The organism is Alkalilimnicola ehrlichii MLHE-1 (assembly GCF_000014785.1).
Taxonomy (GTDB): domain Bacteria; phylum Pseudomonadota; class Gammaproteobacteria; order Nitrococcales; family Halorhodospiraceae; genus Alkalilimnicola; species Alkalilimnicola ehrlichii.
The window spans coordinates 3,019,352-3,033,309 of the sequence record NC_008340.1 but is presented as its reverse complement, the minus strand read 5'-3'; the positions used below and the strand labels follow the sequence as shown (position 1 = coordinate 3,033,309).

Annotated in this window: 12 protein-coding genes; 8 read left to right on the top strand and 4 right to left on the bottom strand. The window is 67.8% G+C overall.

Annotated elements, in window-relative coordinates; translation table 11 throughout:
• Both MLG_RS13535 and MLG_RS13530 read right to left on the bottom strand, forming a co-directional pair.
• Nucleotides 1-1,008, bottom strand: a complete 1,008-nt coding sequence (locus MLG_RS13535; protein ID WP_011630411.1) for an NAD-dependent epimerase — start codon at nucleotides 1,006-1,008, stop codon at nucleotides 1-3.
• A gap of 212 nt (nucleotides 1,009-1,220) precedes the next feature.
• A complete protein-coding gene (locus tag MLG_RS13530) occupies nucleotides 1,221-2,204 on the bottom strand; it encodes a hypothetical protein (RefSeq protein ID WP_011630410.1) in 984 nt (327 codons plus the stop codon).
• A gap of 287 nt (nucleotides 2,205-2,491) precedes the next feature.
• Between MLG_RS13530 and MLG_RS13525 the strand changes: the two genes are divergently transcribed.
• The gene (locus MLG_RS13525) at nucleotides 2,492-2,695 is read left to right on the top strand and encodes a cold-shock protein (RefSeq protein WP_011630409.1); all 204 of its coding nucleotides are present in this window, start codon (nucleotides 2,492-2,494) and stop codon (nucleotides 2,693-2,695) included.
• Nucleotides 2,696-2,781: 86 nt separating this feature from the next.
• Here MLG_RS13525 and MLG_RS13520 read toward each other — a convergent pair whose 3' ends face one another.
• Complete coding sequence (locus MLG_RS13520) at nucleotides 2,782-5,304, bottom strand: EAL domain-containing protein (protein ID WP_011630408.1); 2,523 nt, start codon at nucleotides 5,302-5,304, stop codon at nucleotides 2,782-2,784.
• A gap of 180 nt (nucleotides 5,305-5,484) precedes the next feature.
• Here MLG_RS13520 and MLG_RS13515 point away from each other — a divergent pair, with 180 nt between their 5' ends.
• The gene (locus MLG_RS13515; protein WP_198003231.1) at nucleotides 5,485-5,922 is read left to right on the top strand and encodes a CBS domain-containing protein; all 438 of its coding nucleotides are present in this window, start codon (nucleotides 5,485-5,487) and stop codon (nucleotides 5,920-5,922) included.
• A 300-nt stretch (nucleotides 5,923-6,222) separates the two neighbouring features.
• Here the strand turns inward: MLG_RS13515 and argH are convergent, their stop codons facing one another.
• Nucleotides 6,223-7,629, bottom strand: a complete 1,407-nt coding sequence (gene argH, locus MLG_RS13510; protein WP_011630406.1) for an argininosuccinate lyase — start codon at nucleotides 7,627-7,629, stop codon at nucleotides 6,223-6,225.
• A gap of 139 nt (nucleotides 7,630-7,768) precedes the next feature.
• Between argH and MLG_RS13505 the strand changes: the two genes are divergently transcribed.
• From MLG_RS13505 to MLG_RS13480, 6 genes are all read left to right on the top strand, one after another.
• Nucleotides 7,769-8,803: a sensor histidine kinase gene (locus MLG_RS13505; RefSeq protein ID WP_156774686.1), complete on the top strand. Its 1,035-nt coding sequence runs from the start codon at nucleotides 7,769-7,771 to the stop codon at nucleotides 8,801-8,803.
• 3 nt (nucleotides 8,804-8,806) lie between these two features.
• A complete protein-coding gene (locus MLG_RS13500; protein WP_011630404.1) occupies nucleotides 8,807-9,538 on the top strand; it encodes a LytR/AlgR family response regulator transcription factor in 732 nt (243 codons plus the stop codon).
• A gap of 108 nt (nucleotides 9,539-9,646) precedes the next feature.
• Entirely contained in the window at nucleotides 9,647-10,573 is a 927-nt protein-coding gene (hemC, locus tag MLG_RS13495) for a hydroxymethylbilane synthase (protein ID WP_011630403.1), read from the top strand.
• A 2-nt stretch (nucleotides 10,574-10,575) separates the two neighbouring features.
• Nucleotides 10,576-11,361: a uroporphyrinogen-III synthase gene (locus MLG_RS13490; RefSeq protein ID WP_011630402.1), complete on the top strand. Its 786-nt coding sequence runs from the start codon at nucleotides 10,576-10,578 to the stop codon at nucleotides 11,359-11,361.
• A 6-nt stretch (nucleotides 11,362-11,367) separates the two neighbouring features.
• Nucleotides 11,368-12,579 carry a uroporphyrinogen-III C-methyltransferase gene (locus tag MLG_RS13485; RefSeq protein WP_011630401.1) on the top strand — a complete coding sequence of 404 codons (1,212 nt, stop codon included), beginning with the start codon at nucleotides 11,368-11,370 and terminating at the stop codon, nucleotides 12,577-12,579.
• An 18-nt stretch (nucleotides 12,580-12,597) separates the two neighbouring features.
• Nucleotides 12,598-13,905 carry a heme biosynthesis HemY N-terminal domain-containing protein gene (locus MLG_RS13480; protein ID WP_011630400.1) on the top strand — a complete coding sequence of 436 codons (1,308 nt, stop codon included), beginning with the start codon at nucleotides 12,598-12,600 and terminating at the stop codon, nucleotides 13,903-13,905.
• The last annotated feature ends 53 nt before the right edge of the window (nucleotides 13,906-13,958 follow it).

Genomic DNA, 13,958 nt, shown 5'->3' with positions numbered 1-13,958 from the left:
CTAGACGTGGTGGTATTCCCGGTACCAGTCGACGAAGCGGCGGATGCCCTCCTCCACCGACACCTTGGGTGAATACCCGGTATCCTGGGCCAGCGCCGAGACATCGGCGTGGGTCTCTGGCACATCACCCGGTTGCAGCGGCAGGAAGTTTTTCTCCGCCTTGCGTCCCAGGGCCTCCTCCAGCACCTCGACGTAGTGCATCAGGCGGACCGGACGGTTGGCGCCGATGTTGTAGATCCGCCAGGGGGCATTGGATGTGGCCGTGTCCGGCCGCTTCGGGTCCCACTCCGGATTGCGGCGGGCCACCCGGTCAGAGGCGCGGATGACGCCGTCGACAATGTCATCCACATAGGTGAAATCCCGGCCGTGATCGCCGTTGTTGTAGATGTCGATGGGCTCACCGGCGAGGATCTTGCGGGTGAACAGGAACAGCGCCATGTCGGGGCGGCCCCAGGGGCCGTAGACGGTGAAGAAGCGCAACCCGGTGCAAGGCAGCCCGTAAAGGTGGGCGTAGCTGTGGGCCATGTGTTCCGTGGCCTTCTTCGTCGCCGCATAGATGGCCAGCGGGTGGTCGGTATGCCGGTGCTCGGTGAAGGGCATGTCCTCGTGGGCCCCGTAGACCGAACTGGTGGAGGCGTAGGTGAGGTGCTCCACGTCGTTGTAGCGGCAACCCTCAAGCACGTTCAGCGTGCCGCTCACGTTGCTGTCTACATAGCTGTAGGGGTCGGTGAGCGAGTGGCGCACGCCCGCCTGGGCGGCCAGGTGGATCACCCGTTGGAAGCGTTCCGCGCGGAACAGTTCGGCCATTCCGGCCCGGTCGGCCAGATCCAGCTTGACGAAGCGGAAGCCCGGCTGCCCCTCGAGCCGGGCCAGGCGTGCCCGTTTGAGCCGTGGGTCGTAATAGTCATTGAGGTTGTCCAGGCCGACGACCTCGTCGCCGCGAGCCAGCAGCGCCTGGGCGGTGTGGTAGCCGATGAAGCCGGCCGCGCCGGTAATCAGGTGTTTCATAGGGTATCCCGTGCCTTGATGCCGTCGTGCCTCTGATCCGTCGGGATTATACACGACGCGCCCACATGGCCCGTTCGAGGCGGGGGCTCAGATTGCCCTCTGGTATCACGACGTTGTTGAGCCGCAGGCGCAACAGGAGGCAAGTGCAGGATCAGATGATTATGAGGAAGATTAGGGGGGATGGTTGTGAACACTCAGACCCCGGGGAGGCTTTAGAGGATCCGCAGGTTGCGCAGGCGATCCGCCTGGGAGGTCTCCTTCTTGCCCTCCTCCGATGTCCCCTTTTTGCCGTGTAGGGCCAGGGATTCGAGCAACCGCGGGCGTTCCTCTTCGAACAGCTGCACACCCAGTTGCTCCAGCACGGCGGCGTCGTCGTCACTCAGCAGGGTGTCCCGGTTCCACAACGGGACGTTGCCACGGCGCAGCAATTGAGGCACGAAATCGGTGGTGACCACCACGTGGGGCCGCAGGGGTTTGAAGATCACATCGGCCTGAGCGGTTAGCTGCACCAGCCTGTCGCGATAGAGAGAGGGTTGGGGGTCCAGCGGGTCCAGGTGGCGGTTGTAGCCCATCAGGATGGTCAGGCTGGGCTTGCCCTCCGCCCGATCCAGGTAACGGCCCAGGGCATGGGCGTCCAGGTCGCAGGGCAGGCCGTCGTTGTCGAACAGCCGCAGCGGCACCTTGCTCACCTCAGCGCTCTGCACCAGCCGGTCGGTGAAGGCCTGCAGCGTCCGGCGCGACTCGCTGGCGGGCATTCCGAGTGGTACCCGTGCGCCCACGATCAGGCGGCCCTTCGGCGGAGGCGTGAAGGAGTTCTCGCCCCGGTAGTGGTCGTCGACTACCCGCTCCAGGCTGCGCAGCAGGCGACCGTAGAACTCCAGCTCCATATTGTCGCCTACCGGTGGGGCGTCGGCGAATCGGCCTTCGTGGGCATGGATCTTTCGGCCGGCCTCGATCAGCTGGTGCTGGCGCTCGGGTGGCAGGGGCTCGTGGCACAGTTTGTGGGCGAGCCGGTAAATGGCATCGCGCTCGAACGGCGCCGGCAACCGGGACCAGTAGCTGTAGGTGCCGTCACGCAGGGCGTACTGGGATTCCGCCCACAGCGCGAGGACCAGCGCGCGGCCACCGAACGCTGCCTGATCGTTTCGTCCGGGCAGAACCTGGGCCGGTTCCGCGCCGGGGGGGTTGGGCGACATGGCGCACTGCCTCCTGCTGACCTGTTGGGCCCCAGCGGGGTTGGCGCCGCAACAGGGGCTATCCGGTTCCGGGGATAGCTGAAAACCCATTGTCATTTATGGTAAATGCCTATTGTACTCCGGAGCAAAAAAAATGTTTGCGTTTCCCGGCGCAGCGGGTATAGTCGGACCTGCAGTTGATGTTCTGTAGCGCGTTCGGCAGTACCCCACCGTGGTCGTCACTCCCGTTTGTCCTTCAGCAACACCTGCAACACCGCAAGATACGATCAAACGAGGAAAGACTATCCATGATCACCGGTACTGTTAAGTGGTTCGACGACGCTAAGGGCTTCGGCTTCATCACCCCCACCGACGGCGGCAAGGACGTGTTCGTCCACCACTCCGCCATCAACGGCTCCGGCTTCAAGAGCCTGGCCGAGGGGCAGCAGGTCCAGTTCGAGACCCAAAACACCCCGAAGGGCCTGGCCGCGGCCAACGTCTCCGCGCTGTAAGGCGTGCTGACTGACCCGGCTGCGCGCCGGGTCTGCCCTGAGAAAGCCCCGCCCTGTGCGGGGCTTTCTTGCGTTTGGGCAGCGGATCAATCCCCGTCCCGGCCGCTTGTCATCGCTCGCAGGTAGGCCTCGCTGAAGGCATCGGCTGGGACCGGGCGGCCGGTCTTGAACCCTTGAACCAATGCCACCTGGTAGCGGTCCAGGGCGCGGAGCTGGGCCTCGGTCTCCACACCCTCGGCCACCACCTGCAATTCCAGTTCGCGTGCCAGCCCGGTGACCGCCGCCACGATGGCACAGCCTCCCTTCCGGCACGTGCCCAGGTCGCTAACGAAGCTACGGTCGATCTTCAGGGTGGTCACCGGCAACCGCTGCAGGTAGGTCAGCGAGGAATAGCCGGTACCAAAGTCGTCGATGGCCACGCTGCAGCCCATCCCCCGTAATGCCGCCAGGGTGTCGAGCCCACGCTCGATATCGTGCATTAGCGTGCTCTCGGTCAGCTCAAAACCCATCAGCCCCGGGTTTAAATCGCAACGCTGCAGCATCTTCCGGATGAAGCCGGGCAGTTCGTCCTGCCAGAACTGCTTGGCAGAGAGGTTGATGGCCACGGGCACCGGCCGTAGGCCGGCCGCCTGCCAGCGCTTGAGCTGGGTGCAGACCATGCGCATCACCGCCTGGCCCAACGGGATGATCAGTCCGGAGCGCTCGGCCAGGGGGATGAACTCGCCCGGTGCGACCGCGCCCCGGGTCGGGTGGTGCCAGCGCAGCAGCGCCTCGGCGGAATGCAGGGCGCCAGTCCGCCAGTCGAAAATCGGTTGATAATGGATCGAAAGGCCCTCGCCGGTCTCGGCGGTGTCGCGTAACGCCGTCTCCAGCGCCAACTGGTTCTTGGCGCGGGTGTCCATCTCCGGCGCATAGAGCCGGTAGGTGTTGCGACCCTCTGTCTTGGAGCGGTACATGGCCCCGTCGGCGTTACGGATCAGCGCATCCGGGCTCTCCCCGTCGTCCGGATAGAGGCTTAACCCAATGCTGCAACCCACCCGGAAGTCGTGGTCGCCGATGGTGTAGGGCTGACTGATTGCCTCAATCAGGCGTTGGGTGACGCGGATGGCCTCATCCACTTCCTGCAGGTCCGGCAGCAGGGCAAGGAATTCGTCTCCACCCAGGCGGGCGAGGGTGTCGTCCTCGCGCAGGTGCTCGCGCAGCCGCTCCGAGACCCTCAGCAGCAGCTCGTCGCCAACGGCGTGGCCCAGGGTGTCATTCACCTGTTTGAAGTGGTCCAGATCGATGAACATTACCGCCAGGCGCTGTCGGTGGCGGTGGGCATGCTTGATCGCCAGTGACAGCCGGTCGTCCAGAAGCCGGCGGTTGGGCAGCCGGGTGAGGGGGTCGTAGTAGGCCAGTTGGCGGATCTGCCGCTCGTTCTCCCGGATGTGGGTGATGTCGGTGAACAGCCCGGCGTAATGGGTGGTGTCACCATCGTCATTGGTGATAGCGGTGATGGTGAGCAGTTCCAGGTAGAGGGCCCCGGATTTGCGCCGGTTCCAGATCTCGCCGCGCCAGTAGCCCTGCTCCTGCAGGGCCTGCCACATCTCCCGGTAGAACGAAGGCGGGTGTCGGCCGGAGGAGAGCACTGCCGGTGTGCGGCCGGCCACCTCTTCCAGGCTGTAACCGGTCAGGTGGGTGAAGGCCGGGTTCACGAACTCGATCCGGGCGTGGGCGTCGGTGATGACGATCCCCTCCAGTGAGGAGTCGATGACCCGCTCGGCCAGTTGCAGGTGCTTGCGCGACTGGGCCAATGCTTTGTCGCGCTGCTCCAGTGCGCGACGCAGATCCTTCAGATAGCTCTGCTCGGCACCGGCCAGCAGGTCCTGGAAGCCGAGCAGACCCACCACCTGGCCCCGGTCGTCGAGAACGGCGAGGTGCCGGACCTGGTGGTCCATCAGCATGTCACGGGCGCGGATGAGCATATCGTTCGCCGCCACGGTGAGCAGTGGCCGGCTGGCCAGATGACCGATGGGCGTGTCCCCGGGGTAGCGGGCGATGCAGCGGACCAGGTCCCGCTCGGTGACAATGCCCAGGTCGTCGGTGTCAGCAAAGCGGATCACGGCCGCATCCCGCTCTGATTCGCGCATGCGCCGCGCCGCCTGCGACAATCGTGTGTCGGCGGCCAACACCAGAGGCGCAGTGCGCATCGCGGCGCCCACCTCGCGCAGTCTCAGGTAGGGTTCCATGCCCTGGTTCAGGGCCACATCCGTTTGCGAGACAAGCCCGAGGGGCTGGCCGCCCCGGTCGATCACCAGGAAGTGGCGGCACCGTTCGGCGCGAAAGCGCATCGCCACCTCCCCAAGCTCCGTCTCCCCGGGGATACAGGCAACCGGGCTGCTCATGGCCTCGCGGATGGGTCTGCGAATGGCGGAGGGGTCGGAGAAATCCACCGCCAGGGCGTCCCGTTCGGTCCAGATGCCCACCGCGCGGTCCGCCTCCATCACCAGAATGGAGCTGCACTGACGCTCGGCCATGCGTTCCGCGGCCTGGCAGAGCGGGGTCTCGGGGCCACAGTGGAGTATGCTCGACTGGACGATGCGCTCTACGGGTAGCTGGTGGCTCATTCGGTTAGAGATTGGCCTGCGGGTGTCGGGTGGGGGGAGGTTAAGTTAATTCTAAAGTTATATCTTAACGCAGGACGACTCCTACTGTCGTCAGGGTTGTGGCGGGGTGCATGCAAAGTGCCAGCCTTTGCGGCACCATGGAGTCCGCACCATAAGCCTAGTCATAAGGAGCAAATGAATATGAAGGTGACCAAGGTCATGACCCGTAAGTTGATCACGGGCCAGCCGCAGGAGGGGCTGCGGGAGGCGTTCTTCCGGATGAAGCAGAACCGGATACGCCACCTGCCGGTGGTGGACGACGAGATGAACCTGTTGGGCCTGGTCACCGATCGCAATCTGCGCCGCCCGGACTGGGTGGACGAGGCGCCGGATATTGCCCACGTCTACTATCTGGACGACCACATGACCCTGGGCGATGTCATGACCACGGACGTGATCGCCGTGCACACCTACGACCACGTGGACAAGGCCGCCCGGATCATGCACGAGAACCGCTTCGGTGCGGTGCCGGTGCTGAACAAAGAGGAGCGGCTGGACGGCATGCTCTCCGCGGTGGACCTGCTGGTGGTGCTGGAGGAGTTGCTCAACGAGCAGCGCCGGTTGAAAAAGAACAAGTGAGCCGAGCCGGAGAGGGGAAGGCCGATACCGCTAGGTGGTTGTTTGCAACGGTGGTGAGTGGGCGGGTTGGCGGGTTCCGGGCGGGGGTGTTGCCGCTGGGGCTCCAAATGCGCACCCCTTCGGGGTCCCCTGCGCTACTCGCAAAAGAGCGGCGGCGCGAACTCGCTTCGCTCGGACAGGCGCGCCTTGTTTCCGCTCTTTTGCTGCGTTGCTCGGTGCGCATAAGTCGCCCCAGCGGCAACACCCCCGCCCGGAACCCGCCAACCCGCCCACTCAGCAGACCAGCAGTGCTGGGGCCGCTCACTTGCCCATCAGCAACCGCAGCCGGTCCCGCGCCTCGGCCACCCGGGCCCGGACCTGTGCCGGGGCGGTGCCGCCCAGGTGGTTGCGGGCGGCCACTGAGCCCTCCAGGGTGAGCACCTCGAAGACATCCTCGCTGATGGTGCCCGAGAACTGTTGCAGTTCATCCAGTTCCAGCTCGCTCAGATCGCGCCCCTCGTCACTGGCGTAGCGCACCGCCCGGCCGACGATCTCGTGGGCGTCCCGGAACGGCACGCCCTTGCGCACCAGGTAGTCGGCCAGGTCGGTGGCGGTGGCAAAGCCCGCCCGGGCGGCCCGGTAACAGGCCTCGCGCTGGACCTCCATGGCCGGCAGCATGTCGGCGAAGGCGGTCAACGCGTCGCGGAGGGTATCCGCGGTGTCGAACAGCGGCTCCTTGTCCTCCTGGTTGTCGCGGTTGTAGGCCAGTGGCTGGCCCTTCATCAACACCAGCAGGGCATTGAGATTACCGTGCACCCGCGCGGTCTTGCCCCGCACCAGCTCCGCCACGTCCGGGTTCTTCTTCTGCGGCATGATGGACGAGCCGGTGCAGAACCGGTCCGGCAGGTCAATGAAGCCGAAGTGGGGCGAGGCCCACAGGATCACCTCTTCGGCCATGCGCGAGAGGTGGGTCATCACCAGCGCCGCGGCGGCGTTGAATTCAATGGCGAAGTCGCGGTCGCTCACCGAGTCCAGGGAGTTGCGGGTAGGGCGGTCGAAGCCCAGCTCGCTGCAGGTCTGCTCGCGGTCGATGGGGAAGCTGGTGCCCGCCAGCGCCGCGCAGCCCAGCGGCATCTGGTTGAGCCGCTTGCGACAGTCCTCCAGCCGGCCCTGGTCCCGGACCAGCATCTCGTACCAGGCCAGCAGGTGGTGGCCGAAGGTGACCGGCTGCGCCACCTGCATGTGGGTGAAACCGGGCATGATGGTGTCCGCCTCCAGCTCCGCCAGCTCCACCAGGCCGGCCTGCAGTCGCAGCAGCTCGTCCAGGATGCCGTCGATGGCCTCGCGCAGCCACAGCCGGATATCGGTGGCCACCTGGTCGTTGCGCGAACGCCCGGTGTGCAGCTTTTTGCCCGCTTCGCCGATCAGGTCCGTCAGCCGCTTCTCGATATTCATGTGCACGTCTTCCAGCTTGGGGGACCACTGAAACTGGCCGTGCTCGATCTCCTCGCGGATCCGGGTCAGCCCGTCGACGATGCGGTCGCGTTCCTCGGCGGTGAGTACGCCCACCTCGGCCAGCATACGGGCATGGGCCATGGAGCCGGCGATGTCCTGGCGGTAGAGCCTGCGGTCGAAGTGCTCGGAGGCGCTGAACTGCTCGACGAAGGCATCGGTGGCCTCGGTGAAACGGCCTGTCCAGAGTTGCTCGCTGGTGTTCTTATCGGTCATGGCGCTGCCTGTGTCTCGGCGTGAGTTGAGACCGGCCAGTATACCAGCGTCACCGGCGGGCGCGGTCGGGGGCCGGAATTGGCGGCCGGGCCCGGTACCCGCTAAGGTGGGGCCTGTTGACAGTCCAGGGGGGATGGCGGTGTTCGAACGAGGGGGTTCGTCCGTCAGGCGATCGGCGATTCTGCCCGACTTCTGCCACCTGCAGACGGTGTTGGCCGTGGTGCTGGCCGGCCAGCTATTGGCCTTTGTGCTCTTTCTGGCGCGGCCCGCGACGCAGTGGGACTGGGCGACCCTGGGGCTGATCTCGCTCTATGTCCAATGGGTGGTGCTGCTGAGCACGGCGCTGCTCTGCCTGTCCCGCCGGCCACTGTCCCGGGTCAGTCCCGAGGCGGCGGGGCTGCTGGCCTGGCTGGGTATCATCGCGGTGGCTGCGGTGACCGCCGAGCTGGCCTGGCGCAGTACCGGGGGGGTGTTGGGCGCGGAGCGCTGGGCATTGGTTCTGCGGTCGGTGGCCATCAGCGGCATTATTGCGGCCCTGGTGCTCCGCTACCTCTATCTGCAGGGGGAGTGGCGCCGGGGGCTGCAGGCCGAGGCCCGGGCCTCCATGCAGGCCCTGCAGTCGCGCATCCGCCCCCACTTCCTGTTCAACACCCTTAACACCATCGCCGCGATGCTCCGCCAGGCCCCGGAGCGCGCCGAGCAGGCGCTGCTGGATCTTGCCGATCTGTTTCGTGCCGGCCTGCGCGAGGTCGGCGGTTGGTCCACGCTGGACGAGGAGCGGGCCCTGACCGAGCGCTACTTGCGTCTGGAACAGCTCCGGCTGCAGGAGCGGCTGCGGTTGGACTGCGACTGGGACGGGTTGCCGGGCCAGGCCCGGGTGCCCTCGCTGATCTTGCAGCCACTGGCGGAGAACGCCGTGGTGCATGGCATCGAGCAACTGCCCGCAGGCGGTGAGCTGCGGCTGAGGGGGCGACGGGAGGGCGATACCCTGGTGCTGGAGCTGGAAAACCCCGTCCCGGCCGGTGGCTCCCTTCGCGGCGGCCACGGCCTCGGGCTGGAGAGCGTGCGGCGCCGGATGCGCTACGCCTTCGGTGCCGCGGCCGATCTGGAGGTGACAGAGCGTGCCGGCCGTTTCCACGTAGTGCTCCGTTGGCCCTGGCAGGAGGCAGGATAGGGCATGCGCGTATTGGTGGTGGACGACGAACCCTGGGCCCGTCGCCGGCTGGCGGAGATGGTGGACGCCGAGCAAGGCCACCGGGTGGTGGCCGAGGCGGGGACCGGCGAACAGGCCCTGGCCGCGACCCGCGAGCACCAGCCGGACCTAATACTGCTGGATATTCAGATGCCCGGCATGGATGGCCTGGAGGTGGCGCGACGCATCGCCCGGCGGGAACGGCCCCCGGGGGTTATCTTCATCACCGCCCACCCGGAGCACGCCCTGGCGGCCTTCGAGGCGAAGGCCAGCGACTACCTGCTCAAGCCGGTGCGTCCGGACCGGCTGCGCGCCGCGCTGGCCCGTGCCGGGCAGGTCAATCGCGCCCAGCTCCAGGGCCTGCGCCGGCCCCACGCCGATCCCGGGATGCTGCGTTGCCGCACCACCCGTGGGGAGCGTCTGGTGCCACTGGACCGCATCCACAGCCTGCGCGCGGAGGACAAATACGTGGTGGTCGGGCACGACGACGGCGAGCTGCTGCTGGAGGATTCCCTCAAGGCGCTGGAGCAGCGCTTCGCCGATCGCTTCCTGCGGGTCCACCGCTCGGCCCTGGTGGCCCTGGATCGGCTCCAGGCCCTGGAGCGGGATGCCCTGGGTCGCCACCAGGTGGTCCTGCAGGGCGGGCTGCGGCTCCCGGTCAGTCGCCGGCACCTGCCGGCGGTACGCGATGCCCTGCGGCGGCTGGCGCAGGGCTGAGCCAGGGCCTGGGCCCTTCGGTCACTGCTCTTTCCGTGGCATGCTAAGCGCCGGCGCGGCCCCCCGGGCCGCTGAGTATTCGCACAGGACTCACAGGGAACACCCGCTATGCCTCAGGACAAGCTGCGCATCGCCACCCGTCGCTCCCCGCTCGCCATGTGGCAGGCCGAACACGTGGCCGCGGAACTCAGGCGCCACCACCCCGGGCTTGAGGTGGAGCTGGTGCCCATGGTCACCCGGGGGGACCGAATTCTGGACCAGGCCCTCTCACGTATCGGCGGCAAGGGGCTGTTCATCAAGGAGCTGGAGCAGGGGATGGAGGAAGGCCGTGCCGACCTCGCGGTGCACAGCATGAAGGATGTCCCCTGGCGCATGCCCGACGGTTTTGCGCTGCCGGTAATCCTGGAGCGCCACGAACCCACCGATGCCTTTGTCTCCAACCACTACCGGCGCCTGGACGACCTGCCCGAGGGCGGGCACCTGGGCACTGCCAGCCTGCGGCGCCAGTGCCAGGCCAAGGCGCGCCGGCCGGATCTGCGGGTCTCCACCCTGCGCGGCAACGTCAACACCCGGCTGGCGAAACTGGATGCCGGCGAGTTCGACGCCATCATCCTTGCCGCTTCGGGGCTCAGCCGGCTTGGCTTCGATGAGCGTATCGCCCGCCGCCTGCCCCCGGAGGAGAGCCTGCCCGCGGTAGGACAGGGCGCGCTGGGCATCGAATGCCTGGCCGAAGACCGGCGGGTGCAGGAGCTGGTGGCCCCCCTGGACCACGGACCCACTCACACCCTGCTTAAGGCGGAACGGGCCATGAACGCCCGCCTTCAGGGCAGCTGCCAAGTGCCCATCGCCGGCTACGCTTGTTACCAGGGAGAGGAGATCTGGCTGCGCGGCCTGGTGGGCAGTCCGGACGGCCAGGAGATCGTGCGTGGTGAGGTCCGCGGGCCCATCGCGCAGGCCGCCGAGCTGGGCGATCGACTGGGCGGCGAACTGCTTGAGCGCGGGGCCGCGCGCATCCTCGCGGACCTGGCCGACTGACCATGGCGCTGCCGGCCGGTTACGGTGTGCTGGTGACCCGCCCGGCCCACCAGGCGGCGGGCCTGTGCCGGACCCTGGAAGCGGCCGGTGCGCGGGTCTGGGCGCTGCCCACCCTGGAGATCGTGCCGCAGCCGGAATCGGCACTGCCCGCGGCCGCCGTGGCGGCCCTTGGAGAGGCCGATTGGCTCATCTTCGTCAGCCCCAACGCCGTGCACCACGGCCTGGCCTGCATGGCCCGGCACGGCGTCCGGCCGCGCCCGGATGCCCGGATCGCGGCCGTGGGCAAGGGCACTGAGCGGGCCCTGCACCGGGTCGGGCTGTCCGTCACCGCCGTACCGCAGGCCGGTTTCACCAGCGAAGACCTGGCGCGGGAGCCGGCCTTTGGTGACATGCGCGGGCAACGTGTCATGATAGTTCGTGGCGACAGCGGTCGCGCCTGGCTCGCCGAGCACCTGCGCGGGCAGGGTGCCGAGGTGGCGTTCCTGGCCGTCTACCGGGCGGTCCGGCCCCAGGTGGACGCGCAACCGGTGGTTGAGGCGTTGCAAGCCGGGCGTTTGCACAGTGTCATAATCACCAGTGTGCGGGGTTTGGATAATCTATGGTTTATGCTGGGGGATAGCGGGAGAGTATTAGTTCAACGACGGGCGCTGGTGACAGTCAGCCCGCGTATCGCCCGCTACGCGGAGCAGGCGGGCCACACCGGCCCCGTAGTGGTGGCCCGCTCCCCGGCCGATGAGGACCTGTTACAGGCGGTCCATCAGGCATCAGAACATCACAACACGAGATGATCGGTCATGCAGGAAAATAAACCCGAGCGGGAAGAGGAGAAGCCCCGGTCTGAGAAGACCGGCGGCGAGGACCCCCAGGGCCAGGAGCTGACGGCCTCTGCGGCCGCGCCCGAGCCGGGCAAGGGGGGCGGCGGTACGCCGCCGGCCGGCGGGGACGGCGACGGTACCGACAAGGATCGCCAGGGCGGGCCCTGGAAACAGGTCGTGGCGTTGCTGGTCGTGGTCCTGGTGCTGGGTGCCGCGGCCACCTGGTGGCTGACCGGCGAGATGCGCGAGTTGCGCGCCGAGCAGGCGCGTATGGTCAGTGCCGACCGGCTGGATGAACGCAGCGACGCCCTCGAGCGGCAACTGGCACGGCTCGAGGATCGCGTCACCGATACCGGCGAGCGCGCCGCCTCCGCCCGTGAGCGGGCCGACGAGGCCGGCGATGCCCTGGGGACCCTGCGCGAACAGCTGGACGAGTTGCGCGCCCGCCAGGGCGGTTTCGAGGAGGGCCTGGAGCGACTGGGTGCGCGCGCCGAGGCCAACCGGGAGAACTGGATCCGTTCCGAGGCGGCCTACCTGGCCACCGTGGCCGTCCACCGGATGCGCTTCCACCGCGACCCCAAGACCGCACTTGGCGCCCTGCAGGCAGCAGACAAGCTGATGGCCGACATCGGTGCCAGCGAGAGCGTGCCGGCTCGCGTTGCCCTCAACGAGGCGGTCACCCAGGTGCTGGAGTGGGCCCCGCCCGAGGTGGGCCGGCTGGCCGCCACCCTGGCCGACCTGGAAGGCCGGGTGGATGGGCTGCCCATGCCGGCGGAGCGGGCCACCGGCGGCATCGATCTGCCGCGCATGGCCGCGGACGAGGGCGACCCGGTCTGGCTGGCGCGGCTGAAGGACGCCACCGGCCGGGTCCAGGCTGGATTGGGTGAGCTGGTGGTGGTGCAGCGCGAGGAGGCCGCGCCGCCCCTGGTGGCACCGGATCAGCGCTACTTCCTGCGCGAGAACCTCAAGCTGCGCCTGGAGGCGGCCCGACTGGCCGCACTGCAGGGCGATCAGGACCTGTGGGAGGACAGCCTGCAGCGGGCCCACGACTGGGTCCTGGCCCACTTCGATACCAGCGATCTGGATGTGGAGGCGGTGGCGGACACGCTGGCGCGCCTGCGCCGTCAGGACATCGACCCGGAGCTGCCGGATATCGCCACCACCCTGGAACCGGTCAAGCCGTTCCTGTAAGGCCTGGAGGAGAGCGACATGAAAGCCTTGTTGATCGCCTTGGTCGTGCTCCTGGCCGCGGTGGCCGCCGCCGCCTGGCTGCAGCCCCACACCGGTTATTTGGTGCTGTCGGTGGCGGGCTGGCGCATTGAGACCAGTCTTATCTTCGCAGTGCTGGCCGTGGCTGTGGTGCTGGTGGTCCTGCAGGTGCTCTGGGTGCTCCTGGACCGCACCGTGGGCCTGCCCAAGGTGTTGAGCCATTGGAGCACCCGGCGGCGCAAGGAGAAGGCCCGCGGGGAGATGGCCAAGGGGCTGCTGGCGCTCGCCGAGGGCCGCTACCGGCGCGGGGAGGATCTGCTGCTCAAGCACGTCGAGCGTAGCGACTACCCGCTCATCAACTACCTCGGGGCCGCCCTGTGCGCCCAGCGCCGCCATGCCACCGAGACCCGGGACAGCTACCTGGCCTTGGCCGAGCAGACGGCCCGGGGCTCGGGGTCAGCAGTGAATCTGCTGCAGGCCCAGCTCTACATGGAGTCCGGCCAGTGGGAACAGGCCCTGGCCAGCCTCACCTCGGCCTACGAGCGCAACCCCAACCACCACCGCACCCTGGAGATGATGCGCGATTGCTGTGTGGCGCTGGAGGACTGGGAGCGGCTCGGGCGGCTGCTCAAACCGCTGCGCAAACAGGGCATCATCGGCTCCGAGGAGGCGGAGGAGTACGCCCGCTATGTGGCGCGTGACAAGATCCGGCGCGCGGCCCGGATCGGGCTGGGTGACCTGGAGTCGGCTTGGTCGCGCTTGCCGCGGGCCCAGCGCAACGACGACGACCTGGTGCTGACCCACGCCGAGGCCCTGCTGGAGCTGGACGAGATCGATCGCGCCGCCGTGGTCCTGAAGGGGCGCATCGACGAGACCTGGGACGAACGTCTGATCATGCGTTTCGGTGCGCTCGAGCAGATCGACCCCGAGTGGCAACTGCAGCAACTCAAGCGCTGGCTGCGCCAGCAGCCGGACAACGCCGCGTTGCTTTACGTCGCCGGCCGGGTGGCGCTCCGCTTGCACGACTGGGATCTGGCCCGGGAGTACCTGGAGCAGGCACTCGCCCGCCGGGCCCGCCCGGAGGTGTACATGGCCCTGGGTGCCCTGCTGGAGTTTCAGGAGCGACCGGACGACGCCCGTGAACTCTATCGCAAGGCGCTGGGCATGGTCAGTGAGAGCACGAGCAGCGACGACCTTCCGGAGCTGCCGGTGCCGAGCACCCTGGAGGGGGAGGTGCGCCCCGAGGACGAGATCGCCGTGCGTCAGACCGGGGAGGAGGATCCGGTGGCGCTGCGCTCCAGCACCTGACGGCCCGGCGGGGTGGCCGTCACGCCGCTCGGCGATCACGGCCGCCCGCCGCG